22 protein-coding genes are annotated in these 26,599 nt (G+C 64.6%); 15 read left to right on the top strand and 7 right to left on the bottom strand.

The genetic code is table 11. From position 1 onward, the window contains the following. Nucleotides 1-53 precede the first annotated feature (53 nt). From ACP691_RS02415 to ACP691_RS02400, 4 genes are all read left to right on the top strand, one after another. Nucleotides 54-1,160: a sugar diacid recognition domain-containing protein gene (locus tag ACP691_RS02415; RefSeq protein WP_426149909.1), complete on the top strand. Its 1,107-nt coding sequence runs from the start codon at nt 54-56 to the stop codon at nt 1,158-1,160. Nucleotides 1,161-1,251: 91 nt separating this feature from the next. Then, the gene (locus ACP691_RS02410; protein WP_426149908.1) at nt 1,252-2,424 is read left to right on the top strand and encodes a glycerate kinase; all 1,173 of its coding nucleotides are present in this window, start codon (nt 1,252-1,254) and stop codon (nt 2,422-2,424) included. A 161-nt stretch (nt 2,425-2,585) separates the two neighbouring features. After that, on the top strand, nt 2,586-4,751 hold the full coding sequence (locus tag ACP691_RS02405; protein ID WP_426149907.1) for a TonB-dependent siderophore receptor: 2,166 nt from the start codon (nt 2,586-2,588) through the stop codon (nt 4,749-4,751). Between the two features lie 246 nt (nt 4,752-4,997). Further along, nucleotides 4,998-5,483, top strand: coding sequence for an REP-associated tyrosine transposase (locus tag ACP691_RS02400; RefSeq protein ID WP_426149906.1), 486 nt, complete (start codon nt 4,998-5,000; stop codon nt 5,481-5,483). A gap of 65 nt (nt 5,484-5,548) precedes the next feature. Here ACP691_RS02400 and ACP691_RS02395 read toward each other — a convergent pair whose 3' ends face one another. After that, a complete protein-coding gene (locus ACP691_RS02395; protein ID WP_426149905.1) occupies nt 5,549-6,610 on the bottom strand; it encodes an SDR family oxidoreductase in 1,062 nt (353 codons plus the stop codon). An 88-nt stretch (nt 6,611-6,698) separates the two neighbouring features. On the opposite strand from ACP691_RS02395, the gene ACP691_RS02390 reads away from it, so the two are divergent. Beyond that, a complete protein-coding gene (locus tag ACP691_RS02390; protein WP_040261896.1) occupies nt 6,699-7,079 on the top strand; it encodes a winged helix-turn-helix transcriptional regulator in 381 nt (126 codons plus the stop codon). On the opposite strand, the gene ACP691_RS02385 is transcribed toward ACP691_RS02390, so the two are convergent. The 4 genes from ACP691_RS02385 to ACP691_RS02370 form a co-directional block, all read right to left on the bottom strand. After that, nucleotides 7,065-9,401, bottom strand: coding sequence for a glycosyl hydrolase family 65 protein (locus ACP691_RS02385; RefSeq protein ID WP_426149904.1), 2,337 nt, complete (start codon nt 9,399-9,401; stop codon nt 7,065-7,067). The two genes, ACP691_RS02390 and ACP691_RS02385, sit on opposite strands and share 15 nt — an antisense overlap. After that, complete coding sequence (locus tag ACP691_RS02380; RefSeq protein ID WP_426149903.1) at nt 9,394-10,350, bottom strand: PfkB family carbohydrate kinase; 957 nt, start codon at nt 10,348-10,350, stop codon at nt 9,394-9,396. Before ACP691_RS02380 ends, ACP691_RS02385 begins: the two co-directional genes overlap by 8 nt. 79 nt (nt 10,351-10,429) lie before the next feature. Continuing rightward, nucleotides 10,430-11,341, bottom strand: coding sequence for a DMT family transporter (locus ACP691_RS02375; RefSeq protein ID WP_426149902.1), 912 nt, complete (start codon nt 11,339-11,341; stop codon nt 10,430-10,432). 178 nt (nt 11,342-11,519) lie between these two features. Next, on the bottom strand, nt 11,520-14,153 hold the full coding sequence (locus ACP691_RS02370) for a hypothetical protein (protein ID WP_426149901.1): 2,634 nt from the start codon (nt 14,151-14,153) through the stop codon (nt 11,520-11,522). A gap of 188 nt (nt 14,154-14,341) precedes the next feature. Between ACP691_RS02370 and ACP691_RS02365 the strand changes: the two genes are divergently transcribed. Further along, nucleotides 14,342-14,995, top strand: coding sequence for a polysaccharide lyase family 7 protein (locus ACP691_RS02365; protein ID WP_426149900.1), 654 nt, complete (start codon nt 14,342-14,344; stop codon nt 14,993-14,995). Between the two features lie 27 nt (nt 14,996-15,022). Here ACP691_RS02365 and ACP691_RS02360 read toward each other — a convergent pair whose 3' ends face one another. Together ACP691_RS02360 and ACP691_RS02355 are read right to left on the bottom strand one after the other, a co-directional pair. Further along, nucleotides 15,023-15,910, bottom strand: a complete 888-nt coding sequence (locus ACP691_RS02360) for a copper resistance protein B (protein WP_426149899.1) — start codon at nt 15,908-15,910, stop codon at nt 15,023-15,025. After that, nucleotides 15,903-17,645 (bottom strand): copper resistance system multicopper oxidase, encoded by a 1,743-nt coding sequence (locus ACP691_RS02355; RefSeq protein ID WP_426149898.1) that lies wholly within the window; start codon nt 17,643-17,645, stop codon nt 15,903-15,905. The genes ACP691_RS02360 and ACP691_RS02355 overlap by 8 nt, the downstream gene beginning before the upstream one ends. A gap of 209 nt (nt 17,646-17,854) precedes the next feature. Between ACP691_RS02355 and ACP691_RS02350 the strand changes: the two genes are divergently transcribed. The 9 genes from ACP691_RS02350 to ACP691_RS02310 all read left to right on the top strand — a co-directional run bounded on the left by ACP691_RS02350 (nt 17,855) and on the right by ACP691_RS02310 (nt 26,599). After that, nucleotides 17,855-18,766 carry a TauD/TfdA dioxygenase family protein gene (locus tag ACP691_RS02350; RefSeq protein ID WP_426149897.1) on the top strand — a complete coding sequence of 304 codons (912 nt, stop codon included), beginning with the start codon at nt 17,855-17,857 and terminating at the stop codon, nt 18,764-18,766. Nucleotides 18,767-18,781: 15 nt separating this feature from the next. After that, nucleotides 18,782-19,915, top strand: a complete 1,134-nt coding sequence (locus tag ACP691_RS02345; RefSeq protein ID WP_426149896.1) for an ABC transporter substrate-binding protein — start codon at nt 18,782-18,784, stop codon at nt 19,913-19,915. Further along, entirely contained in the window at nt 19,902-20,729 is an 828-nt protein-coding gene (locus tag ACP691_RS02340) for an ABC transporter permease (RefSeq protein ID WP_426149895.1), read from the top strand. The genes ACP691_RS02345 and ACP691_RS02340 overlap by 14 nt, the downstream gene beginning before the upstream one ends. Before the next feature lie 5 nt (nt 20,730-20,734). Continuing rightward, the gene (locus ACP691_RS02335; protein WP_426150203.1) at nt 20,735-21,508 is read left to right on the top strand and encodes an ABC transporter permease; all 774 of its coding nucleotides are present in this window, start codon (nt 20,735-20,737) and stop codon (nt 21,506-21,508) included. A gap of 18 nt (nt 21,509-21,526) precedes the next feature. After that, the gene (locus ACP691_RS02330; protein ID WP_426149894.1) at nt 21,527-22,291 is read left to right on the top strand and encodes an ABC transporter ATP-binding protein; all 765 of its coding nucleotides are present in this window, start codon (nt 21,527-21,529) and stop codon (nt 22,289-22,291) included. Between the two features lie 210 nt (nt 22,292-22,501). Beyond that, a complete protein-coding gene (locus tag ACP691_RS02325) occupies nt 22,502-23,311 on the top strand; it encodes a LuxR C-terminal-related transcriptional regulator (protein WP_426149893.1) in 810 nt (269 codons plus the stop codon). Nucleotides 23,312-23,397: 86 nt separating this feature from the next. After that, entirely contained in the window at nt 23,398-24,501 is a 1,104-nt protein-coding gene (locus ACP691_RS02320; protein ID WP_426149892.1) for an ABC transporter ATP-binding protein, read from the top strand. Between the two features lie 29 nt (nt 24,502-24,530). Further along, nucleotides 24,531-25,673: an ABC transporter substrate-binding protein gene (locus ACP691_RS02315; protein WP_426149891.1), complete on the top strand. Its 1,143-nt coding sequence runs from the start codon at nt 24,531-24,533 to the stop codon at nt 25,671-25,673. Nucleotides 25,674-25,699: 26 nt separating this feature from the next. After that, nucleotides 25,700-26,599, top strand: coding sequence for an ABC transporter permease (locus tag ACP691_RS02310; RefSeq protein ID WP_426149890.1), 900 nt, complete (start codon nt 25,700-25,702; stop codon nt 26,597-26,599).

Genomic DNA, 26,599 nt, shown 5'->3' with positions numbered 1-26,599 from the left:
TGGCGCACAGGACTTCTCCTTCCGCGCTGTGCCACTGAACGAGGACCCGCTCGATGTTCGAACTCGATCACGACCTGGCGCAAGATATCGTCGATCGCGCCATGGCTATTCTCCCGTACAACGTGAACGTCATGGACAGCCAAGGCTTGATTCTAGGCAGCGGTGAGCCTGAGCGTATCAATACCCGGCATGAGGGGGCGCAACTGGTATTGGCCAACGGGCGCGTGGTGGAAATCGACGGCCCTACCGCGCAGCAGCTCAAGGGCGTACAACCGGGCATCAACCTGCCCCTGCTGCATGACGGGCAGCTTATCGGCGTGCTCGGGCTCACCGGTGAGCCACAGCAACTACGCACTTACGCCGCCCTGGTGCGCATGACCGCGGAAATGCTGGTCGGCCAGCGACATCAGCAAGCCGAACAGCAGTGGCGGCGACAACGCTGCGATACCCTGCTGGCGCTGCTGCTCAGCGAGCATGGCCATACCCCGCGTCTGGTGGACGAAGCGCGCCAGCTAGGCCTCAAGCCGCAATTGGCGCGCACGCCCTGGCTGTTCGAACTCGGCCCTGGTGAAGGCGCGGATGCCTTGGGCGCCTGGCTGCTGAGCCGTTACCCTGATAGCTGGTGCGTCAGCGCGGCCTCCTCTTCCCTGCTCTGGTGCAGGCCGGCTTCGGCAGCCGTGGACAACACGCGTCTGCTCGCCAAGCTCGACGGCATGGGGTGGTCGCCGGTCCGGGTCGCGGTAGGCGAGGCCACCGATGGCCTGGCCCGGCTGCGTCGTGGCTGCCGCCATGTCGCTGACCTGCTGAACTACGGCCGCGATGTGCTGCCCAGCCGCCGCTTGCTGACGCTGGCCCGCCATCGTCTGCCCGCGCTGCTCTGGCGCCACCGGCATGAAGACAGCCTGGAGGACCTGATCGCCCCGCTGCAGCGCATCATAGCCGAAGACACGAACGGGCAATTGCTGGCCACCCTGCAGGCCTGGTGTGAGTTGGACGGCCAAAGTCAGGCCTGCGCCCAGGCCCTGGGCATTCATCGCAACAGTCTGCGCTATCGCATGGAGCGCATTGCTCAGGCCAGCGGCCTGGACCCTTCGAGCCTGAGCGGCATGCTGAGCCTTTACCTGGGTATGCAATTACTGCCCCCTGTTTTGGACAAATGAACAACACGTGCGGCCCTCGCTTGTGCACCTGACCGGCGTGTTCGGCCCAGGCAACTGGCAGCATGGCTGACATAAAGACAGGAGACCGCTCATGAAGATCGTCATCGCCCCCGACTCGTTCAAGGACAGCCTCGGTGCCGCCGAGGTGGCCGCGGCCATCGCCGAAGGCTTGGCCGAGGTGTGGCCGCAGGCCCAGGTGGTGCAGTGCCCCATGGCCGACGGTGGCGAAGGAACGGTCGCCGCGGTGCTGGCGGCCTGCAATGGCCAATGGCGTCGTCAGGCCGTGCGCGGGCCGCTGGGGGAGTTGGTGTCGGCACGCTGGGGCTGGCTGGCCCAAGGCCGCACCGCCATCATCGAAATGGCCGAGGCCAGCGGCTTGCAGTTGGTACCCCTGGCCCTGCGCGACGCCTGCAACTCCAGCACCTACGGCACGGGCGAGTTGATTCGCGCCGCGCTCGACGCCGGTGCCGAGCGCATCATCCTGGCCATCGGCGGCAGCGCCACCAATGACGGCGGTACCGGGGCCCTGCAGGCCTTGGGGCTGGCCATGCGCGATAGCGACGGCAACACACTGCCGCCGGGTGGCCTGGCCTTGGCCCGCCTGGCCAGCATTGCCCTGGAAAACCTGGACCCTCGCCTGGCCCAGGTACGTTTCGAAATCGCCGCGGACGTGAACAATCCTCTCTGCGGCACACAGGGCGCCTCGGCTGTCTTCGGCCCGCAGAAAGGCGCCAGCCCCGAGCAGGTGGCACAGCTGGATGCCGCCTTGACGCACTATGCCGACCTCTGCGCCCAGGTGCTGCCACGGGATGTACGTAACGAGCCGGGCAGCGGGGCCGCCGGAGGGCTAGGCTTCGCGGCCAAGGCGTTTCTTGGCGCACGGTTCCGTGCCGGCGTGGACGTGGTGGCCGAGCTGGTCGGCCTGGACGAGGCGGTGCGTGATGCGCACTTGGTGGTCACCGGCGAAGGCCGCTTCGACGCCCAGACACTGCGCGGTAAAACGCCTTTCGGCGTAGCCCGCATAGCCCAGGGTTGGCAGGTTCCAGTGGTAGTGATCGCTGGCACCTTGGGCGAGGGCTACCAACAGATGTATCAGCACGGGGTGAGCGCCGCCTTCGCCCTCCCCGCCGGCCCGATGCCCCTGGAGCAGGCCTGCGCCGAAGCCCCGCGCCTGCTTCGGGAGCGCGCGGCGGACATTGCGCGGTTGTGGCAGGCGGCACGGTCAGGTTCAATTCATGTAACAATTAATAACGATAATACGTAACGAATGCGATAAATTATTATTTACATTCAGATACGTTCTGCTCTAGCCTCCCCTCGCCCCGCACCGATGCGGGGCCTCGCAAGCCCTCAGCGACCTGACTGAACGACACCGCGCCAAGTCGGCGCGCACGCTTGCGCTCGGCCTCTGGACAGGACCTTGTCATGACCTACCCTGCTTTGCGCCCCGTGGCGCTCTTTGTTTCTCTATTGACCGTCGGCCAGGCCCAGGCGGCCACCGCCGCGGACCAGAACCAGATCGACCTGGGCACCATCGAAGTGTCCGCCAAGGCGCCGGCTGTGATCACCAGCGACTCTGCAGCGACCGAAGGCACAGGGTCCTACACCACGGGCAGCATGAACACCGCCACCAAGCTGCCGCTGTCGGTTCGCGAAACGCCTCAGTCGGTCAGCGTGGTCACCCGTCAGCGCATGGACGACCAGGGCATGAACGACCTCTATGACGTGGTCAGGTACGCCCCTGGCATCCAGCTACGCAAGTTCGGTTCGGACCGCCAGCAGTTTCTCGCCCGCGGCTTCGTGATCGACAACCTGATGTACGACGGGCTGCCCACTACCGTCAGTACGTTCACTCTGGATACCCTCAGTGGCGCCGACCTCGCCATCTATGACCGGGTCGAGGTGGTACGCGGCGCTACCGGCCTGATGAGCGGAACAGGCAGCCCTTCGGCCACCTTGAACCTGGTGCGCAAACGCCCCACCGCCACACCCCAGGTCAGCATCACCAGCAGCGCGGGCAGTTGGGACCGTTATCGCCTGCAACTGGACGCCTCCAACAAGCTCAACGAAAGCGGCACGCTGCGCGGCCGTATCGTCACTGCGTATGAGACCAACGACAGCTTCGTGGATGAGCGCGAGAAAGAGCGGCAGACCTTCTACGGCATTGTCGAAGCGGATTTGAGCGACGCCACCACCTTGAGCCTGGGCGCCTCCAAGCAACGCGACGACGCGGTATCCGACTGGGGTAGCCTGCCGTCAGGGCCCAATGGGGAAGACCTGCACCTGCCGCGCTCGACCTTTCTGAGCAACGACTGGGCGTACTGGGACCGGGATGTCATTACCGCTTTTACCGACCTTACCCACCGCTTCGACAACGACTGGACGCTCAAGCTCGCCGCCAGCCGGGTGTGGGGAGAGTCGGACATGTTTTCCAATTACCTGACCCTGGGCCAGGACAAAAAAAGCTATGGCCAGGCAGCCGGGCAGTACGACACCACCGATGTGCAGACCAACCTGGACGGCGCCTTGTCCGGACGTTTCCAGCTGGGGGGCCGCGAACATGATTTCACGTTCGGCGTGAGCCGGCGTCAGGAGAAGTTCGACCAGAAAGGCGGCTTCTGGGCTTCAACCCCCATCGATCTCTATCGCTTCGACCCGAATGTCATCCCCAGGCCGTCCCCAGGCGCGCGCACCCCTTACCAGAACATGAACACGGCCACCGAGGAGGCCGCCTACGCCGCCGTGCGCTTCAACCCCATCGACCCTCTGCATGTGATCCTGGGTGGCCGGATGACCTGGTACGACTACGACAACCGCTCCGCTGGCGGCGGTTACAAGATCACCCAGGAATTCACACCCTACGCAGGGGTGATCTATGACCTGGATGATACCTATTCGGTGTACGCCAGTTATACCGAGATCTTCAAGCCACAGACCGAGGCAGACGTGGGCAACAGCCCGCTGGAACCCATGACCGGCGAAAGCTACGAGCTGGGGCTCAAGGGTGAGTACTTCGAAGGCGCGCTCAATGCTTCGATGGCGCTATTCGACATGACCCAACAGAACCGCGCCTATGCCCTGGTGGAACAACCGATCAGTTGCAAGAACCAGAACCGCACCTGCTACGACGCGGCCGGCGAAGTCCGCAGCCGGGGTATTGACTCCGAGCTGACCGGCGCGCTCACACCGAATTGGGATTTCAGCGCGGCCTATACCCTGGTACTGAGCCAGTACGTCAAAGACCGCACCTACAACAAAGGCGACCTGTTCGCCCCGATACAACCCAAGCACTTGCTCAAGCTCGCCACTACCTATCACCTCACCGGCGAACTGGACCAGTGGCGCGTGGGGGGCAATGTGCTGGCGCAAAGCAGAACCTACAACCGCGTCGGCACGGGCCATTCGGAGCAGGACGCCTATGCCGTGGTGGGGCTGATGGCTGGGTACAAGTTCAACAAGCACTGGGACGGGCGGGTGAACTTCAATAACGTATTCGACAAACGCTACTGGCAAGGCATTCCGGGCAGCACCGGCAGCGGCGTCTATGGCGACCCCCGGAACCTGATGTTTACCTTGAAATGGACGCTCTAAGCACTCAACAGACGAATCTTTCGCCAGCTGCCGCTAGCGCAGCTGACGAACAGCTGTTGGACCACATCAACCTTTCGCTAGCTGCCGCTAGCTCCCACCGAACAGCGGCCGACAACCTCCAAGCCCTTCGCCGGTAGGAGTCAGCGCAGCTGACGAACTTACCCAACGGTCATATCCAGCGACACAGTCGCCCCCGCTAAAGTGCCTTGATCGAGTAGCCTGCTGGCTTTGGCAGGGAGGCCAACGATGAAGCGATACCGAAGCAGCGATTTGAGAAAGGGACGACTAAGCGAAGCAGGCCATGTTTATCTGATCACCACCGCAACACATGAACGAAAGCCTTTGTTCACATGCTGGAAGCTCGGGCGCCTGGTGTGCCGGGAATTGAAAGGCCTTCACGATGCCGGGCAAGCCACCAGCCTGGCCTGGGTCGTCATGCCGGATCATCTCCATTGGCTGTTCGTTCTGCGCCATTCTCACCTCGCTCGGGTAATACAGCGAGTCAAGGTGCGCTCCGCGCTTGCCATCAACCGCGCCCTGGGCCGTTCAGGACCGGTGTGGCAAAAGGGGTTTCATGACCATGCACTGCGCCGATCCGAATCTCTTCAGGCAACTGCTCGGTACATCATTGCCAACCCATTGAGGGCGGGGCTCGTGCGCCGAGTAGGAGACTACCCCTTATGGGACGCGATCTGGCTGGATCCCGGCGACGAGGCATCAGCATGGCTGTAGAGAACAGCGCGGGATTCAGCGCAACTGATGAATGAAATGCACCCCGTGGCCGAGAACTTTCGCCTTTACGGAATCAACTTCAGGCTACGCAGCCGCTCGAACACCTGGAAGAACGCATCGTCGCTGGGCTGATAGGCCAGGAAACCCAGGCGGCGGCTTTTGCTCATGTCCGTCACCACCTCGATGGGCCGGCCCAGGTCAGCGTCGGTATGCCATGGCGAAATCAGGCGGTCGATGTTCGCCTCGGCCAGGCCATGCTGCTGGGCGATCTCCCGCCATACGCTGGCGTCGTTGGCCATCTGCTGCTCCAGCGGCTGGACCGTGCCATCGAAAGGCGCCGGCTCGATGCCGAACCAATCCGCCAGGCGCGACCACATCCAGCTCCAGCGGAACACATCGCCATTGACGATATTGAATGCCTCGTTGGCCGCCGCGGGAGTCGTGGCCGCCCACAGCTGTTGCCGGGCCAGCTGATGGCTGTCGGTCATGTCCGTGAGGCTGTTCCACTGCACCGCCGAGCCGGGGAAGCGGAACGGCCGGCCGGTGTGACGACAGACACTGGCATAGACCGCCAGGGTGGTGGCCATGTTCATGGCATTGCCGACGGCCACGCCGGTGATGGTGTGGGGCCGATGCACGCTCCAGGTGAAGCCGTCGCGGGCGGCGGCGGCGAACACTTCGTCTTCCTGGGCGTAATAGAAGTTCTCCACATCCAGGCGCGGCTGCTCTTCGCGGAATGGTGTCTGCGGCAGAGTCCCCTTGCCGTAAGCCTCGAAGGGGCCGAGGTAATGCTTCAGGCCCGTCACCAGGGCCACGTGGCGAACGCTGCCCGCAGGCCGCAGCGCTTGCAGGAGGTTGCGCACCATGGCCGCGTTGACCTTGATGTTCTGCGCCTCGGTGGCTTGCCGCGACCAGGTGGTAATGAATACATGAGTAGGCGCCTGGCCGGCCAAGGCCTGGGCCAGGCTGGCCGGGTCGAGCAGGTCCGCGGCCAGGGCAGTGACCCCTTCGCGCGCCTGGGGCTTGCGGGCCAGGCCGGCGACTGTCCAGCCTTGCTCGACCAGCAGGTCGGTGACGGCACCGCCCACGATACCGCTGGCGCCTACCACTAGTGCATGATTGCCCATGTTGTGTTCCTCTCTTTCCAAAACCGGTCGCCCACCATAACGGCGGGCCACCCTTGATCCAAGTCGGCACCAAAAGGTAACCATCCCCATGCAACCCGGTAGCAACGAAGACGAATGGCTCGAGGATTGCGCGCCTCGCCGCGTCCTGGAGCTGTTTTCCACCAAATGGACCAGCATGGTGCTGCACTGCCTGCAGGCCCGGCATGGCGGCGAGGCGCGCAGCGGCGTGCTGGAGCGCAGCCTGCCCGGCATTTCCCGCAAGATGCTTATCCAGACGCTGCGCGAGCTGGAAGCCAGCGGACTGGTCGAGCGCGAAGACCATGACACGGTGCCACCGGCCGTGGACTACCGCCTTACGCCCTTGGGCACCCTGATGGTCGAACCCATCGAACTGGTATACGCCTGGGCCCGGGAAAATGCCCCGGCGTTGGATGCGCTGCGCACCCGTCCCACCTCACGGCGGCGTTGAGGCCAGCGGATACTCGGCCTGCCACGGGTCGCCGGGCCTCAGCCAGGTATGTCCCCAGTGATGCACCAGGCGCACCGGGGCGCCGGCGCTTTCCCACAGCCGTACCTGCAGCGCCCGCCCATCCCAATGAACATCCAGCCACTGCCCCCGGTATTGCAGGCACAGGCGTACCGGGCCCAGTTCATCGGGGATGGCGGGAAACAGGTGCAGGCCATCGAGAGCGGGCCGAAGGCCAAGGTAGTGACGTTGCAGCACGTCCAGGGCCCCGGACATTGCCGCCAAATGGACGCCCTCCACCGTACCGCTGTCCGCGGCGGCGCCCAGATCCGTGCCCAGGCACTGGCCAAAGAAGCGCCAGGACTGGCCCATGTCCACGTGAGCCATGGCGCCCGCGCAAACGGTGTGCGACAGGCTCGATTCGTGGGAAATGCGCGAAAGATGATAGGCCACCGCTTCCCGGCCGTTCTCCTGCGGGGCCGCGTAGCCTAGGCTCAAGACCAATTCACGGATAGCCTGAGGTGAGAACAGATGCAGCAGCATCAGGGTGTCGGCCTGCTTGCTTATCTGATAATGGTCGACCCGGTCCCCCTGAGCCTCGAGCATCCAGTCCAGGCGCGGATGTTCGTCATCGAACCAGGCACGCGGCGGCATCAGCAGGTCTTCGAACCCTTCGAACTGAGCCAGGACACCGGGCTTCAATTCCGGAAGATAGAGCCTGCGGCCCACGTCTGCCCAATGGGCCAGTTCCTCGTCGGTCAAGCCCAATCGCTGGCGTAATCCGGCAGCCTGCTCGGGCGCCAGTTCGCCCAACACCTGCAGGCCCTTCTGCAACGTCCAGGCGGCCATGAGGTTCGTGTAACTGTTGTTGTTCAGGCCGGCTTCGAGGGCCCCAGGGTAACCGTTATGGTATTCGTCCGGGCCGATCACGCCTTCGATCACATAGCGGGCGCGCACTCGGTCCCAGCGCGCCAGGCTGGCCCAGCAGCGTGCCACCTCGAGGACGATTTCACCGGCCATGCCCGCCAGCAGTTCCCGGTCCCCGGTGGCCAGGTAGAGCAGCCAGGCGTCGTAGGCGATGGCCGCGCCTATATGGTATTGCCGCCAGGTCGGGTCTTTCACCCAGTGGCCGGACAGCGGGTAATACAACCAGGGCGGAGTCTGCTCGTGACCGCTGGCCGCGCTGCGCCAAGGGAAAAGCGCGCCGCGCAACCCCGCTTCCCTGGCGCGGGCCCGTGCCGCGTCCAGGCGGCGGTAGCGGTAAGCCAACAGGTTGATCGCCCGCTCGGGGAAATGGCTGGCCAGGAACGGAAACACGAACAGCTCGTCCCAGAAGATCTGCCCCTGATAGCCCTCCTGCCAGCCCCGGGCAGGAAAGCCAAGGTCATGTCCCAGGCTAAGCGGCGTAACGGTTTGCAAGATATGCCCAAGGGCAAAATCCAGCGGTTGTTGCAGGGCGGCCTGTTCCAGGCACACCCGCCCTGCCGTCCAGGACGGCTGCCACGCCCGACGGTGAGCTTCGCGCAGCGCCTGGAAACTCACGGCGGGCCAGCCGTCGCATAACCTGGCCAGATCCATCGCGCCCCGGCGCACGCGTACCTGTTTCTCGATGACCAAGGGACCTTCCACAGGCCAGGTCAGCCAGGCGTCTCGTTGCTCGGCGACACCTTGCCAGAGGGACGCCTGGCCAGTATGCACATGGGTGGCGATACTCACGCTTTCGCCGCCCGCCACACTGGCTCGCAGGGCGGCATGGCCTTGCTCGCTCTGCCACCAGGCGACTGCCCGCAGCCGCCGGCCTTCATAGGCCAGGTTGCGCTCGATCAGGCTATTGGCGCGTACCCGCAAGGTAGCGCGCACCCAAAGCCCTGGCGGGGGCTCGCAACAGCTGACCTCCCAACGCAGGGCCAAAAGGTCGGGCTCGGCATGGCTGACCAGGCGGCATTCTTCGATCCGCAGCGGATGGCCGCCAAGGTTGAGGGTAAAGGCCCGGCGCAGTTCGCAGCCGGCCAGGTCGTAGGTTTGCTGGTAATCCCTGTAATCGGTGCCCAACCACGTGTGACGGTCCAGGGACAGGCTCAGCCCCAGCGGGTCCGGCAAATTGACCAGGGACTCGACCTGGCAGCGCTCGCCGTTGACCCAGCGCGGCGCATTGTCATAGAAACCCGCCAGATACAGCCCGGGGTAGCCAGGCGCCGGTATCTCCTCAATGGCGCGCTCGGGTGCGCTCGCGCGCAGGCTGATCACCCCATTGCTCAGGCTCAATAGCGCTTCGCGCCGACGTTCGTCGGCCGGGTCATGGCAGTCGAAGCGGATATCACTCATGCAGGCGTGTCACTGCGTGGCGCAGTCGCTCGGCCAAGGCCTCGACCGGCTCCCGCCCCTGGTAAGCCGGTTGCGAGCCGAAGGTGGCCACCGCCAGGTTCGCCGCCGCGCTACCCCAGAGCGCGGCCTCCAGGGGTGCCTGGCCTTCGAGCAGGGCAACGGCGAAGGTGCCGGTGAAGGCATCGCCCGCCCCGGTGGCGTCCACGGCCGGCTGCCCATTGCTTGGCACCCGGAAGACGCCATCGTCACAGGCCAGCACGCAGCCACCGTCGGGCAACTTGACCACGCCAATGGCCGCGCCTAGCTCGCGCAGGGCCTCGGCAGCCTTGCCCGCCTCCTGTTCAGTGTCGACGGCCATGCCGAGCAGGGCGGCAGCTTCCTCGGCATTGGGCGTGAGGGCGCGGACCTTGCTCATCAGGTCGCGCTCTACGCGTTCGGGGAAGGACGGGTCCAGTACCACCGGCAGGCCACGCTGAGCTGCCGCTTCGATGGCCAGGCGCACCACGGCCGCAGGTATTTCATAGTCGAGCACCAGAAGCGCGGGTAGCGCTGCATGGTTGATCGCATTGACCAGCCGCTCCCGGGCCATGTCATCCCAGCAGTCATTGGCCTCATTGGCGAGGATGATCTGCTTCTTGCCGGTCGCGGGCACCGCGATCATCGAAACCGCCGTGCTGGCGCCTGGCGCATGGGTCACTGCCTCCAGGCAAACCCCCACCTTGCGCAGAGGCTCCAGGGCCTGGTCGGCCAGGTCGTCCGCGCCAACCCGGCCCACCAGCACGCTACGGTGGCCGAAGAGCGCGCCCAGGTAGGCGGTATTGGCGGCCTTGCCGCCGCTCAGGCGGTGCAGGCCGTGGGCCAGTAGGGTTTCCTGACTGCCGGGCGCCTGGTTCAGGCGCACCTGGAAGTCGGCATTGATGCTGCCGAGGCTGATGAGGGTTCGCGGCATGGGATTGCCCTGTTCGAGTCGATACAGTGCTGACTCCCCCCAGGCCGGGCCGGTTCGGTCCGGTCGATGGCTGGCCCGCTCAGCGCCGTCCTAGACGCTTGAGGTAACCATGACCGCTGACCAATAGTATGCCGGTCATCACCAGCGCGGCGCCGACGATGAAGGCTGGCTCCAGGGGCTCACCCAGCAGCACCACGCCGAACACCACGCCGAACAGGGGCGTCATGAACGAAAGCACGCCCACTCGGGATGCCAGGTAGTGGCCTAGCAGCCAGAACCAGATCAGGAAGCTGCCGAAAGACACCACCAGCACCTGGAATACCAGGCTGGCAATAGCAACGGGCGTGGGCTTGAAGTAAGCCTGGCCGGTGAGCAGGCTGGCCGCCAGCAAGAGCACGAAGGCGCCCACCAGTTGATACAGCAGCACCTGGGTAGCGCTGGTCTGGGCCAGGCGGGTGCAACGGGCGGTGACGGTAGTGGCCGCCCAGGCGATGGCGCCCAGTACGCCCAGCAGATCCCCGAACCACTGGTGGCCACCTGTGCTTTCGGCCAGTTTTCCGGAGAAGGCCGTGGCGGTGCCGCCGAACGCGATCAGGATGCCCAGCCACTGCAGCCTGTTGAGCCGTTCATGGGGAAGGAAGTAATGCAGCCCCAGGGCCGCGAAAATCGGTGCTGTGTACAGGAACACCACCATATGGGAGGCCGTGGTATAGCGCAGCCCCTCCCCGACCAAGAGAAACTCCAGGGCGAAAAGCACCCCCACCGCCAGGCCCGGCCGCCACAGCCCCGCAAGTGGCGTGGGCCGTTCGCGCCGCAAATACATCAGCAGCAGCACCAGCACCGCAGCCCCCGCCGAGCGCAGGGCCAGTTGAAAGACCGGCGCCACATCCGGCGCCGCTGCCTTGAGGGTGACCTGCTGGAAGCCCCAGATCGCACAGAGTACCGTCATCAGCCCAACGGCCCGGCCGTCCACGGGTTTGCCAGCTTGCATAACGCGTTCATCCAGCCTCGAAGAAGAAGGCGCGATTATGCGGGCCTGAACGTCCCTGGGCTACAAGCGCGGCGCTGGATTAGCGCTGGACTTTTCAGGGCTCGGTAGGAAGCAGCAGTTGCTGAATCTTTAGGGCCTGCTTCGCTAGCTGCCGCTAGCGCCTACCGAGGCGAAGCGCTCACAGCGGTTTTTCCAGGTAGCGCCACAGCGCCTGGGCCACCGGATGATGCCCTTCCGAGCCGCCGAACAGGGTCTGGCCGATGTGTAACCCCAATTGGCGATAGCTTTCGAACTGCGCCTCGTTGAAGAACTGGTCGGCGGTGCTTTCGTTGGGGAAGGCCGGGTTAAGGGTGGCGTAGTTATAGACATCGGCGGGCAGCCCGGCAATCACCCGGGGCTTGAGCACCAGGATGCGAGCCTGGAAACGACGGGCACCGGCTTCGTCCACGCTAAAGGCATTGAGCAGCACTGCGCAACGACGATCCGGGCCGGCGATGGGGGTGGCGAAGCTTTCCGGCGTGGCGAAATAGGGGGCCAGTTCGGCCTGACTGGCAATGCCCGTATCGACCTCCAGCTCCACAGCCTGGTCGATTCGCGCCAAACGAATCAGATTGGCCAGGTCATCGAAACGGTAGCCGGGATCACAGCCGTTGTCGCAAGCCAGGATCAGTTCGATGCCGCGGGGGCCTCGCAGTAACTCATACACCGCCGTGTTCTCGAAATGCCCCCCATCGGACAGGTACTGGTACTCCCGACGCAACCCGTGGAAATGGGCGGTGAACTCATACATCAGGTAGGTCTGCGCCTTGAAGGCGCGCGACGCCCACCAGGACAGGGTCCGCCGTTGGGGTGCCTGGCCGGGCCGCAGCGATCCGCCGCGCGCGTTGCGGTCGGCGAATGCGCTGGGCCACCAGGTGCCCAGGCGGATATTGGCCAGGCCCATGGCCAGGGATGTTCCAAGGCAGGTAGCACGCCCCAGGCCAGTGGTGAAAGCAGCCCCGGAAGTGCCCATCCAATAGGAGAGGCTCAATGGCTGGTTGAGCTCGCTCTCACGAAGCGAGGGCGCCAGGCGCTGGCGGTAGACTCCATCGAGGATGAAGCTGACGCCCTCCCCCTGCCCATTGCCGGGGATGCCTGGCGCAACGCACAGTGGCTTGCCCTTGCGGTCTCGCTGTACCAGCTGTTCGGCCGGGTCCACGGTGATGTTCAAGGTCACGTTGATCAGGTGCAGCGGCGCGCAATGGGCTGAATAGAATTCCGCCAGAGGCAGGTCATCGCCTTTGATCGCGTCCGAGACGCTGAGCAAGGGGTTGCCACGCTGGCCGGCGTAGCGAAAGCGCAGGCCGTTGGACGCGCCCAGATATGCCCGGGCCAGGCGGCTGGCATAGAAGCTTTGCAGGGAAGACAGGTTGATGAACCCCATGAAGCGGCCTGTGGCGAAGGCCAGCAGCAGCGCTGCCAACGCCAGTGCCGACAGGCTGCCGATGGCGGCTGCCTGGCTTTGGGCAATCGCCTGCGCGGCCACCCATTGCACCAGCAGGTTCCAGCCCACCGCCACGCAAACGAAGATAGCGGCGCCTACCCCGCCCGCGATCAGCCCAACGGGCAACCTGCCGACCCACACGGGCAGGGTTTTTTCGTCGCTGAAAGCCGCGACCTGGCGTACCAGGGCAATCAGCACCGGGCCTAGCCCGGCGGCGAAGAGCTCCTTCCATTGCAAGCCGGCCATGCCATCGAAGGCCCACTGAGTCAGGCCATCTATCCCGGCCAAGGCCAGCAGGCCCAGCAGCACCATCAATTGCTGCGCCAGCGCCCGGGTCATCTGGATGCGGTAATTGCGCACGCTGTTGTCTTCGCCGTCGTTGTGCGGCCGATGTGGCAGGGTCAGCGCCTGGAACACGAAGGCGACCAAAGCCAGCGCCAGCACTGTGCTGCCAGCGGCCAGCCCGAGCCTGAACGACACTGGCCAGCCCATCGCGACGGCCCCCCAGGCGCTGCCTGTCAGCACCAGGCACACTGTTGTCATGACCAGGCTGCTGGGGTTGAGCAAGCGCACCGGCTCGTGCTGGCTGGTACGCGGACATGCCAGCCAGTAGGCGGCCAACAGCGGCAGTACGGCCGCGCCACTCCAGACAGCGGGCAACCACCAAAGGCTGGCGCCCAACGCCAGCTTGAGCAGCGCCATCAGTGCCAACAGCCCCAGCAGTGGCATGCCGATGACAAAGTGCACCGATAGCAGGTTACGCAGGGTAGTAGCCAGCACGTAGAACAGGTCGCCACCGCCGGCTGGGGACAGGTAGCGACCATTCTCCCGTAGCCACCCTAGGGGGCCTCGCCCAGCAGGGCCTCGCGCGTAGTCCGCCGAGGAGTGAATGCGCTCGGGCGGCTCGTAGTCCAGTACCGCGTAAGCCTGTTGCGCGGCTGCTCTAGGGCTTTGCGTCGGATGCAGGCCTGCATCGCCCGGCCCCGCTTCCCGCTGGCTCAAACGGCCCGGGATAAACAGGCTGGTGAAGAAGGCGCCGATGTAGCCTCCACCGCTGACGGTAGAGAGGTAGTCGAACCGTGCCAATAACCGCCGCCCGAGGCCCTCGCCGCCTTGCTCGCCCTCTACCGCGCCGCCAGTAGGCGCCTGGGCCCGGGCCAGAGCCTGGAGCACGCCAAGGGAGAAGGTAGCGCTGCGGATACCCCCGCCAGACAAGGCCAGCCCCCAGCGCTTGGTTGCAGTAGGCAGGCCAAGGTCTGCGCGACGCAGGTCGGCGCGCCGACTTTCAGCATTGTACTGAGGTTCGCTGGAGGCGGTTCGGTCGTTCATGGAGGTCCTTCACGGCAACCCCGACCAAAAGGCAGTCGGGCTGACCACCATGATACATGGCACAAAGCCACTGTCGTGACGGTTCGCTTAGCCGCCGAACGGTCATAAAGCCCGCGCGGGACCGGCAGATAAGCCGGTATCGCCTCCTCTCATGGTGTTGGAGGCTCCTACCTTTATGGATCGCCCCCATGATCGACCTTAGCGTTTGGGACCTTATCCTGCCGGTTGGCAAGCCCGCCCAGGAAGTGGCAGCCGCCAGGCTGAGCGGTTTCACCAACCCCTATTTCCAGAACACCACCAATGGTTTGATCCTGTGGACGCCGGTTACCGGTTCGAGGTCCGGCAGCAGCAAGTACCCGCGCAGCGAATTGCGCGAGGTCTACAAGAACGGTGAGCAGCGCAACTGGCGCTACAACAGCGGCACCAACACGATCAGCGGCAAGCTGGCCGTGACCCAGGTGCCGTCCGAGGGCAAGGTAGTGGTGGCGCAGATCCATGCCAAGGATGCCGACTCGCCCCTGCTCAAGTTGCAGTACCGCTTCGTCAAGGGCGTGGGCAATGTGGACATCACCTGGCGTGCCAAGCCGGGCGACGACAAGTCACCGATCATCTACACCTACAAGAACGTGCCCCTGGGCCAGCCGTTCACCTACAACATCCAGATGGATAAGGCCGGCAAGGTCACCGCCACGGTCAATGGTGTGGTGACCCAAGTAACGCTCAACAGCAAGTGGGAGAAGTACTCGTTCTTCTTCAAGGCCGGCAACTACACCCTGGACCACAGCGGCTATGCCAGCGAAGGCGGCCGCGTGACCTACTACGAGCTGCAGACCAAGCACTGACCCGCCGTCTGGGATTGGACAAGCGGTTCAGTACCAGAGCCGCACGCCCACCACCAAGCGCGCCTCCTGGGCGTCGTCGCCCTCTTCGCGCGCATAATCGGCGGTGCGGCCGTAGCGCTTGGTCCAGTTCACCCCAACGTAAGGCGCGATCTCAGGAATGATTTCGTAGCGCAGCCGCAGCCCCGCTTCCAGAGTTGAAAGGCCGCTGCCTTGCTGGCGCACAGGGTCGTTGCGGCTGAAGAAGTTGGCCTCCATTCGCGGCTGCAGGATGAGCGAGCTGGTCAATGGAAGGTCGTAGTCGCCCTCCAGGCGCAAGGAGGACTGACGGTTTTCCCCCAGGTACAGGGTCGCGTCGGTATCCAGGTCGGCCAAGGGCTCGCCCTGGATACCGAAGGACGCCCAGGTTTGCGGTGATTCAGGCTTGAAGTCCTGGCGCACGCCACCGACCAGCGTCCACCAGGGGCTGACCGCGTGGCCATAGAGCGCTTGCAGCTCGGCGTTTTCAGTATGGCCATTGGTGCGCTCTCCCTGGGTGCGCAGCCATAGCCGATCCACATCCCCCCCTACCCAACCTTCAGCGTCCCAGGCCAGGGCGGTGCCCTCATCGGCCTTCTGGTATTCCAGGCGATCGAACAGCCAGTACGCGTGCAGGTCACGGTCCGCCAGGGCGTGACCTTGCACGTCCGGGAAAGCAGCGGCGCGGTCGGCGTCGGTGGGCGCCGCCAATCCGGGCGGCAGGGTCGGGGTGCTCGGCTGGCCGGTGTGAGCGGTGCCAGACATGGCGCTGTGATCCATGCCTTTCATCGAGCCGTGGTCCATTCCTGGCATGGTGCCATGGTCCATGCCCGGCATTTCTTCAGCCGAGGCGCCGGCTGCCCAGAGGCCCAGGCAGAGCATTGCGGCGAGCTTATTCATCGACACGTACCTCGCGGAACATGCCCGCTTCCATGTGATAGAGCATATGACAGTGGTAGGCCCAACGCCCAAGGGCGTCGGCGCTGACCCGATAACTGCGGCGCGTGCCGGGAGGCACGTCGATGGTGTGCTTGCGCACCAGGAAACGCCCGTCTTCGTCTTCCAGGTCGCTCCACATGCCATGCAGATGGATGGGGTGCGCCATCATGGTGTCGTTGACCAGCAGGATGCGTACGCGCTCGCCGTAGCGCAAGCGGATGGGCGCTGCCTCGCTGGCCTTGATGCCGTCGAAAGCCCAGACGAACTTGTCCATGTGGCCAGTCAGGTGCAGCTCGAGTGTACGGCTGGGCTCGCGGCCATCCGGGTCAGGGAAGGTACTGCGCAAGTCTGCGTAGGTGAGCACGCGGCGGCCATTGTCGCGCAGGCCGATGCCTGGGTCCGTCAGGCGTGGGCTGGGGGCCATGGCCTGCATGTCTACCAGCGGGTTGCCTTGCTCGCTGGGTTTGTGCGTGGGCGCGGCGGGCGTGGCCATGCCGGACATGGCGCCGTGATCGCCATGCGTCATGCCAGCCATGGCGCCGTGCGTCTTATCGGACGTGGCGCCATGGTTCATGCCTTCCATGCCCATGTCCGCCATGCCCAGGGCAACCGGCGCCTCCAGGGCGGGAACAGGCGCGGCGAGCCCGGCGCGCCTGGCCAGGGTGGCCCTGGCATAGCCACTGCGGTCCATGCTCTGGGCGAAGACCGTGTAGGCGTCGGCGCCGTCCGGCCGGACCAGCACGTCCAGGGTTTCGGCCACGGCAAGGCGGAATTCGTCCACCTCCACCGGTTCTACCGGCTGGCCGTCAGCGGCGATCACCGTCATTTTCAGGCCAGGAATGCGCACGTCGAAGTAGGTCATGGCCGAGCCGTTGATGAAACGCAGGCGCAAGGGCTCACCGGGGGTGAACAGGCGAGTGAAGTTATCATCCGGGGCCTGCCCATTGACCAGGTAGGTGTAGGCCTGAGCGCTGACGTCCGCCAGGTCGGTGGGGTCCATGCGCATGCGCGCCCACATCCAGCGCTCGCGCAGGGTGGCGCCCAGGCCCTGCTGACCGGCATCGTGAAAGAAGTCGCCCAAGGTGCGCGGGTTCTGGTTGTAGTAGCCGGGCTCTTTCTTGAGGCGGGCATAGATACGCTCAGGGTTCTGGTCGGTCCAGTCGGTGAGCATCAATACCTGCTCTGCCACTTCAGGCTGTTCGGCCACGCTTGGCTCGATCACCAGCGGGCCGTAGACACCGAGCTGCTCCTGAAAGCCCGAATGGCTGTGATACCAGTAGGTGCCATGCTGACGCACCTTGAAACGGTACTCGAAGGTTTCCCCGGGGGCGATGCCATGGAAGCTCAAGCCGGGCACGCCGTCCATGTTGGCCGGCAGCAGGATGCCGTGCCAATGCAGTGAGGTGGGTTCGGCCAGGCGGTTATGCACCCGCACCGTGACGGTATCGCCTTCCCGCCAGCGCAGCAAGGGACCGGGCAGGCTGCCATTGATGGTCAACGCCTGGCGGCGCTCGCCGCCTAGGGTTACCGCGGTGGCGTCTATGACCAGGTCGAACACCTGCCCACTCAATTCGATCAGGCCGGCACCGGGTGGGGACGAAGCCCAGCCCGGCTGGCGCCACAGGCCGGTGCCGCCTACTACACCCAGGGCGGCCAGGCTCTTGACGAAGGTTCGACGGTGCGGACGGTAGGGCATCGGTTTTTCCTTGAATACGGTCAGGCAAAGATCGGCCAGGCGGCTTATAGGAACGTCAAGCCTGACAGAGGTTGCCTGCCCTTGGCTGCGCTGTGCAAAAACGCGCTAAAGATAGAACCACCCAGGGCCATAACCTTATGAGCAATCGGCCTTGGCGCGCTTACCCTTTATGCAAATAACCTAGGGTCACCCAACACAGGAGTGACGAAATGGCTATAAGCATACAACCGGTGGCTGGCAAACTCGGCGCGCAGGTCTCTGGCGTTCAACTGAGCGGCGATCTTGATCAAGCTACATTCAAGGACATTCACCAAGCACTGCTGCGCCACAAGGTGTTGTTCTTCCGCGAGCAGGTTCTGGACGACCAAGAGCAGGAACGCTTCTCCCAGCTGTTCGGCGCTCAGGTGCCTCATCCCACCGTTCGCTCGGCCAGTGATACCACGGCCATTCTCAATCTGGATGCCAAGGAGTCTCGCGCCAACTCCTGGCACACGGACGTGACCTTCGTCACCGACTTCCCGAAGATTTCCATCCTGCGCGGCGTGGTCATCCCGCCGTACGGCGGCGATACCGTGTGGGCCAACACCGCCACCGCCTATGAAGATCTGCCTGCGGCCCTACGCCAACTGGCCGACACCCTCTGGGCGGTGCATAGCAACCTGTACGACTATGTGGCGCCTAACCACGCCGCCGAAGCCGCCCTCAAGCGCTACCGTGAAGAGTTCACCGCGCGCGAATACGAAACCGAGCACCCACTGGTGCATGTGCATCCGGAAACCGGCGAACGTGCCCTGCTACTGGGCCATTTCGTGAAGCACTTCAAAGGCGTGAGCAAGGCCGACTCCAAGCAGCTGTTCCAGCTGTTCCACCAGCGCATCACCGACCTGAACAACACCGTACGCTGGCGCTGGCAAGCCGGGGACGTGGCCATCTGGGACAACCGCGCCACCCAGCACATCGCGGTGAATGACTACGGCAACGCCGAGCGCATCGTGCGCCGCACCACCATCGCTGGGGACATTCCCGTGAGCGTTGACGGCCAGCGCAGCCGCGCGCTCAAACCCAGCCCGGACGCCCGCTCGCCCCAGAGCGAAGCCGACAAACAGCACTTGGCGGCGTAAACGGAGGGCCAGCCCATGCCAACACCTATCCTCGCTTCACGACGCGGCCGCCTCGGCACGCTCGCCTTGCTGGCCTTGGCCCTTGCCAGTGGCGCCCAGGCAGATGTGCTGCGCATCGGCGTGGCCAGCGCTGGCGGTGGCGACCCGGTGACCTTCGGTGGTTCCAGCCTGTCCATCGCGCGCAATCAGCAGTTGCTGGAAAAGGCGTTCGAAGGCAGCGGCACCGAAGTGCAGTGGTTCTTCTTCAAGGGCGCCGGCCCGGCGGTGAACGAAGCGCTGTCCAACCAGCAGATCGACTTCGCCTACGAAGGCGACCTGCCCAGCGTGGTCGGCCGCGCCAATGGGCTGGACACCCGCCTGCTGGCCGCCATCGGCACCCGCTCCAACGTCTATGTGGCGGTGCCCAAGGGCTCGGACATTCACAATCTCAAGGATCTGAAAGACAAGAAGGTTGCCATCTTCCGTGGCACCAACGGCCATCTGTTGGCGATCAAGGTATTGGCGACCCAAGGCCTGACCGAGCGTGACCTGAAGGTCATCAACCTGGACACCGGCAGCACCCAGGCTGCCCTGGCGGCGCGGGGCGTGGATGCCGGGTTCGGTGGCTACGAGCTGTTCAAGCTGCGCGACCAGGGCCTGGTGGACATCATCTACGACAACAGCGAGAACGACCCTGTCTATACCCGGCAAACCGCGCTGGTGGTGCGTAGTTCCTATGAGCAGGCGCATCCCGAACAGGTACAGAAGGTGGTCAATGCGGTGGTGGACGCGGCCCGCTGGGCCAGTGACAGCGCCAACCAGCCCGCGGTGTTCGCTGAATGGGCCAAGTCCGGCGCGCCTGTAGCCTCCTGGGAGGCGGATTATCAGGGGCAGTCGTTGAAAGTGCGCCAGTCCCCCCTGCTCGATGGTTTCCTGCAGGCGCGCTATCAGGGTGTTGCCGACCAAGCCTATGAACAGAAGCTGATTCGCCGCCCAGTGACGGTGCAAGGCTGGTTCGAACCGCGTTATCTCAATACCGCGTTACAAGCCAAGGGGCTGCAAGGGTTCTGGACAGGCTACGGCCCGGACGGCAAGCAGGCCGAGGCCGCCGCCACCGCCAGCGCGCCAGCCCCCTCCAAGCCGGCGGAGGTGACGCATGAGCCGGGCTGAAGCCATTGCGGGGCGACTGCGTCGCGGCCCGCCCCTGACCCTGGCCTGGCCCCGGCTGCCACGCCAAGGGGCCGATTACGTGCTGCCTTGGCTATTGCCCTTGGTGCTTCTGGCGGTGTGGCAACTAGGTAGCGTTCAGGGCTGGGTGTCGGAACAGGTATTGCCGCCCCCGCGCTACGTGTGGGAAACCCTCTGTGACCTGGCCCGCAGTGGCGACCTTTGGCTCAACGCCAGCGCCAGCCTGCAGCGGGTGCTGGTGGGCTTCGTACTTGGGGCTTGCCTTGGCGTGACGCTTGGCACACTGATGGGCCTGTGGGCGCCGGCCAGGGATTATCTGCTGCCGACCTTCAACGCTCTGGTGCAGATTCCCGTCCTGGGGTGGCTGCCCTTCGCCTTGCTGCTGTTCGGCATTGGCGAGCCGCTCAAGTATGTGCTGATTGCCAAGGCAGCCTTGGTACCGGTAACCCTGGCGACCTTGCAGGCCTTTACCCAGGCGCCGCCGCGCCTGCTGGAAGTGGGCCGGGTGTATGGCTTCAGCCGGCGGCAACTGGTGACCGAGGTGGTGCTACCAGCCGCGTTGCGACCGCTGTTCACCGGCCTGCGCCTGGGCTTTACCAAGGCGTGGCTGTCCCTGGTGGTGGTGGAGCTGGTGGCTTCGAGCGAGGGCCTGGGTTACCTGATCGTGTACGGCCGCCAACTCTTCCAGCTGGACCTGGTCATGGCCGCCGTGGTGATCGTAGGCGCGGTGGGCCTGTTCATCGACCGCGGTTTGGACTTGATCGAGCGCCGCCTGGGCAGGGGGCATCCGGCATGAAGGGTTTGTCGTCAGCTGTCTCAACCCCGACCCGACGCCACCGTGGCTGGGTGCTGCCTGGCGCTGCCGTGGCCCTTTGGTGGCTGGCGGCCAGCCAGGGCTGGAGCGATTCGCCGTTGCTGGTGGCGCCGGATCAGGTCCTGGGTACCGCCTGGGCCGAACTGAGCAGCGGCCGCCTGGCCCGGGCCCTGAGCGCCAGCCTGGCGCGGGACCTCAGCGGCTTCGTCATCGGCACCGCCGGCGGGTTGCTGCTGGGTGGGCTTCTGGGCCTGAGTGCCTGGGCGCAACGGCTGCTGGCGCCCAGCTTCAACACCTTCAAGCAGGTTTCACTGTTCGCCTGGATCCCGCTGATTTCCGTGTGGTTCGGCCTGGGTGACCTGGCCAAGGTCGTGTTCCTCTCCCTGGCGGCCCTGGTGCCGGTGGCAGTGAACACGGCCGATGGTCTGCGCAAGGTGCCGCCTACCCTGCTGGAAGTGGCGCGCGTCTACGGCTACACCCCATGGCAAACCCTGACCCAGGTGCGCTTGCCCGCGGCCCTGCCGTCGATCTTCACTGGGCTGTACCTGGGCCTGATCTATGCCTGGCTGGCTACCATCGGGGCGGAATACCTGCTGGTGTCGGGTGAAGGCATCGGCAATGCCTTGATCGACGGCAGCGAGCATTTCCGCATGGACCAGGTGCTGTTCGGCATGCTGGTGATCGGCCTGGTGGGCTGGGCCCTCAATGCCTGCGCGCGCCTGGCCGAGGCTCGCCTGGCCCGCCGTTTCGGCCATCTCTGACTCAAAGGAATGCCTTTCATGCAAAGCAACAGCCTGGTACTGGATCACGTCAGCAAGCATTTCGAAGACCCGCAGCGGCCCGGCCAGGCGTTGCCGGTGCTGGATGACATCCGCTTGAACATTCGCCCCGGCGAGTTCGTGAGCATCGTGGGTGCCAGCGGCTGCGGCAAGTCCACCCTGCTGCGGTTGATCCTGGGGCTGGACACCGCCTTCGACGGCCAGATATTGCTCGGTGGCACTCCTGTTCGGGGTACCGGGCTGGAGCGCGGCATCGTGTTCCAGGACCATCGGTTGTTTCCTTGGCTCACGGTGCGCGAGAACATCGCGGTGGGGCTGAAGAACGCTCCGCTGTCCGCCGCCGACAAGGCCGAAGCCGTGCAGGCGCACCTGCAGCTGGTGGGCCTGGAAGCTTTCGCCGAAGCCTACCCCCGTCAGCTTTCCGGTGGCATGGCGCAACGGGTGGCCATCGCCCGCGGCCTGGTGAACCGGCCTTCGGTGCTGCTGCTGGACGAACCCTTCGGCGCCCTGGACGCCCTTACACGCACCCGCCTGCAAAACGAGCTGCAACAGATCTGGGCGCAGGAGCGCATCACCATGGTGCTGGTGACCCACGATGTGGACGAGGCCGTGTTCCTCGGCGACCGCGTGGTGGTGATGCAGCCCAATCCCGGACGCATCCGGCGAGTACTGGACATCGACCTGCCCCGGCCACGAAACCGCAGCGACGCGGGGTTCATTGACCTGCGCGATGATGTGCTAGGGGATTTCACTGCCTCCCACTGAGCTTGCCCTTCAACTCATCGGTACCGCCGGGAGTCGGCCAAGCTGGCGAATTGTGCGCCAGGTGGAGAGTTTTCAGCAGCTTGCGCCGCCTCTCACCAGAGGTTCGCTGCTTTCAACGGGCGAGCGGAGCGCGATACCTTCAGGGGGATCGATTGCAGCGCTGGCGTGGAAGATGCATTCTCTGACGCGGCTTCCTGATGGCGCGACCTGATGCAATGTTCCGAGCTGGGCCAGTGGACTGCAGACCTTACCCGCGTGTTCGCCGCCAGCGAAGGACAGCGGCTGGACGCGCTCTGCGCCTGGCTGGGCCGGTTGCGACTGGTCGACCATTTCGTACTGTTCATCTACGAAGGCAACCATCGCCCACTCGCCTTGTTCGATACCTTTGCGGCGCAGCGGCGCAAAGTCTATGTCGACGATTACCAAAGCGGGCCCTACCTGCTGGACCCGATCTACCTGGCCTGTGCTCGCGGCCAACCCCCTGGGCTGTGGCGGCTGCGCCAGTTGGCGCCTGATCACTTCTACCTGGGCGAGTACTACCTGACCTATTACCAGCAAACTGGCCTAGCTGAAGAGGTGGCGTTTTTCGTCAGCCTGGGCAACGGCACCATGGGGGTGTTGTCGCTGATGCGCGGCAACCACCGGCAGCCGTTCAGCGATGCTGATCTAGCGCAGCTGGGATGCGCCCAGGCGGCCGTGGCTCAGGTGGTGAGCGAAGCCTGGCAACGCCACGCCGCCGGGCCACCGAGGCCCGAGCAAGACCTTGATTTCAAGGTACGTGAAGCCTTCGACCAGTTCGGCGCTCATTGCCTGACCCAGCGCGAACAGGAGATCGTCCAGTTGCTTCTGCGCGGCCATTCCAGTGCGTCGATAGCCCAGGTACTGGGCATCAGCCCCGGCACGGTGAAAATCCACCGCAAGCATCTGTATGCCAAGCTCGCCATCAATAGCCAGGCCGAGCTGCTGGGCTTGTTCATTCGCGACCTGGCCGGGCCGAACAACAAGGCCGGGTTTATCTAAAAGCGACCACTATCCCCGGAGGGATATATCCGCCGCCGCGTCCCAATTGCTAGCTTGGCCTGCGCACAAGCCAAGGGGGAGCGGGAATGGACGATAACCACGATATCGAATTTCGCAATGTCGCCAAACGCTACGGCGCATTGACGGCGGTAAGCGGGCTGAGCTTCGCGGTACGCCGTGGCAGCTTCCATGCCTTCCTCGGCGGCTCGGGCTGCGGCAAGACGACTACCCTGCGGATGATCGCCGGCTTCGAGCAACCCAGCGAAGGCCACGTGTTGCTGGCCGGGCGCAACGTGGCGGGCGTCGCGGCGTTTCAACGGCCGGTGAACATGGTGTTCCAGCACTATGCGCTGTTTCCGCACATGACGGTCAGCGAAAACATCGCCTATGGGCTGCGCTACCGCACGCCCAAGCTCACATCTGCCGAACAGCGCCGGCTGGCTGATCAGGCCTTGGAGATGGTGCGCCTGGCCGGCTACGGCGCGCGCCGCCCCAACGAACTCTCCGGCGGCCAGCAGCAACGGGTGGCCCTGGCGCGGGCGCTGGTCAACAAGCCTACCGTACTGCTGCTGGACGAACCTCTGGCGGCCCTGGACCGCAAGCTGCGCAAGGAGATGCAATCGGAGCTGCTGCGCCTGCAACGCGAAGTGGGCATCACCTTCGTCTTGGTCACCCATGACCAGGAAGAAGCCTTGTCCATGAGCGACAACATCAGTGTGATGCGCAACGGCAGCATTGTGCAGACCGCGACACCGCAAGCCCTTTATGAAACACCGGCCAGCCGTTACGTGGCGGACTTCATCGGCGAATCCAATGTCATCGAAGGCACTGTAAAGACGGTGGGCCACCTGGCGGTGCGCCTGGAAACGCCCAGCGGCCTTGCCCTCGAATGCCCGCCTACGCCGACCGGGGCGCCGCTTCATGTAAACGCGCCCGCTTGCGTGGCCGTACGCCCGGAAGCCATCGCCATCCAGAGGGCTGGCACGCCTCTGGCCAGGGAAGTCGAGCTGGACGGCCAGGTGCAAGACCGCATCTACCTGGGCACCAGCACCGAGTACCGGGTACATACCCAGGCGGCGGGAACCCTATGCGTGCGCGTGCCGCGACACCAGGAAAGCCAGCCCCTGGCCCATGGCGCACGCGTGCGCGTGGGCTGGAACCAAGGCAGTGGCCTGGCCATGACGCTCTAACTCTTCCTTCACTGATTCGGGGTGCATCCATGGACGAACACAGCTTCATAAAAACCCTTCGCAGCTGGCAGAACGGCTCCATCAGCCGTCGGGATTTTCTCGGCCGAACCGGGCTTGGCCTGGCTACCGCCGTGGTGGCCAGCCAGATGCCAGGGCTGTTGGCCAGTAGCGCCTACGCCGCCGAAAGCGGTGGGCTGGGCGACCGCCTGGCCCTGGCCACCTGGCCCAATTACCACAGCCAGGAAAACCTCGATGCCTTTGCCAAGCAGACCGGCGCCCGCGTGGCCATGAGTGTGTTCGGCTCCAATGAAGAAATGCTCGCCAAGTTGCAGGCCGGCGGCAGCGGCTGGGACGTGCTGGTCCCGACCAACTACACCATCAGCACTTACGTCAAGCTTGGGCTTCTTGAACCGCTGGACCTGCGTCGAATCCCCAATTTCGATGCCAAGGCGTTTCAAGAGCGCTTCATGGCCCAGGGAACGGTGGACGGCCAGGTCTACGCGGTGCCGAAGAACTGGGGCACCACTGGCATGGCCTATGACAGCAAACAGCTCAAGGCGCAGCCCACCACCTGGAAGGCTTTTTGGGAATTGGCCAAAGGCGAGGCGGATGGCCGAGTCATCGTCCACGATTACCAGCTCACCGCCATCGGCAATGCCTTGAAGGCCTGCGGCTACAGCTTCAACTCGCTCGAGCCCAAGGAACTGGCCGAGGCGGAAAGGCTTTTGATCGAGGTCAAGCCTCACCTGTTCGCCATCAATTCCGACATCCAGCCGTCCATGCGCAGTGGCGATGCCTGGCTGGCCATGTCCTGGACCGGCGATGCCCTGCAACTCAAGCGCGACATTCCCAGCATCGAGTACGCGCTGGGCCAGGAAGGTGGTGAGATCTGGAGCGACTTCTTCGCCATTCCCAAGGGCAGCGAGCACAAGGACGCCGCCTATGCCTTCATCAACTATCTGCTCGACCCTCAGCATAACAAGCTCGAGGTCCTGGCCCACGGTTACCCCAGCGGTGACAGCAGGGTCGATGCCCTGCTGCCGAAGGCCTTGCTGGACAACCCCATCATGTACCCGGCCGCCGAACAGCTCAGCCCGCTGGAGTTCGGCGCCGCGGCTACCCTGACCAGCCCGCTGCGGGCCGAACTGATGGCGCGCTTCAAGGCTGCCTGACGTAACCGACCACAGGAGGACGGCCCATGGCCACTGCCGTGCATAGCGTACCCACTCCCAGCGCGCCCAGGCCCAGATGGGCCCTGGGCCGACAGGTCAGCCTGTTGCTGATGCTGCCATCCACGCTCTGGTTCCTGCTGCTGCTGGTCACGCCACTGCTGATCATCCTGGTGTTCAGCTTCGGTGAACGCAGCGCGGTAGGCGGCTACGCCGGCGGGTTTACCCTGGCCAACTACCTCAACCTGGGTAGCCGCGCCGGCGCCTTCGGCAACACCCTGGTGCTGGCGCCGCTCGGTACGCTGGTGTGCCTGCTGGCGGCTTATCCGCTGGCGTACTTTCTGGCGGTGCGGGTTCACCGTAGCCGGTCACTGCTGTTGACGCTGGTGATAGTGCCCTTCTGGACGAGCTTTCTGATCCGCACCTATGCGTGGATCTTCATTCTCAGCGGCAAGGGGTTGCCAGCGATGCTGGCCATGGTAGGGCTCGAGCAGGTGCGGCTGATCAATACCCCAACAGCGGTGCTGATCGGCATCGTTTACGGCTACCTACCTCTGATGGTGTTCCCCATCTATGTCAGCCTGGAAAAGCTGGACAAGCGCCTGTTGGAAGCTTCGTCCGACCTGGGCGCCAGTGCGTTCGAAGGCTTCCGGCGGATCACCCTGCCGCTTTCCGCGCCTGGGGTAATCACGGGCGTAATGCTGGTGTTCATCCTATTGATGGGCGAATTCCTGATTCCCGCCATCCTGGGCGGCGGCAAGGTCTTTTTCGTCGGCAACGCCCTGGTGGACCTGTTCCTGCAGTCACGCAACTGGCCCTTTGGTAGCGCCGTGGCCATGACCCTGGTGGCGATCATGCTGGCGGCCATAGGCCTCTATCTGAAGCTGGTGGCCCGCTATGGCGGCCGGCCTGGTGAAGGAGCGCTCTGA

The organism is Pseudomonas sp. DC3200b2 (assembly GCF_049895785.1).
Lineage (GTDB): Bacteria > Pseudomonadota > Gammaproteobacteria > Pseudomonadales > Pseudomonadaceae > Aquipseudomonas > Aquipseudomonas massiliensis.
Note: the sequence above shows the minus strand (reverse complement) of the source record. Positions and strands in the feature narration are given on the sequence as shown.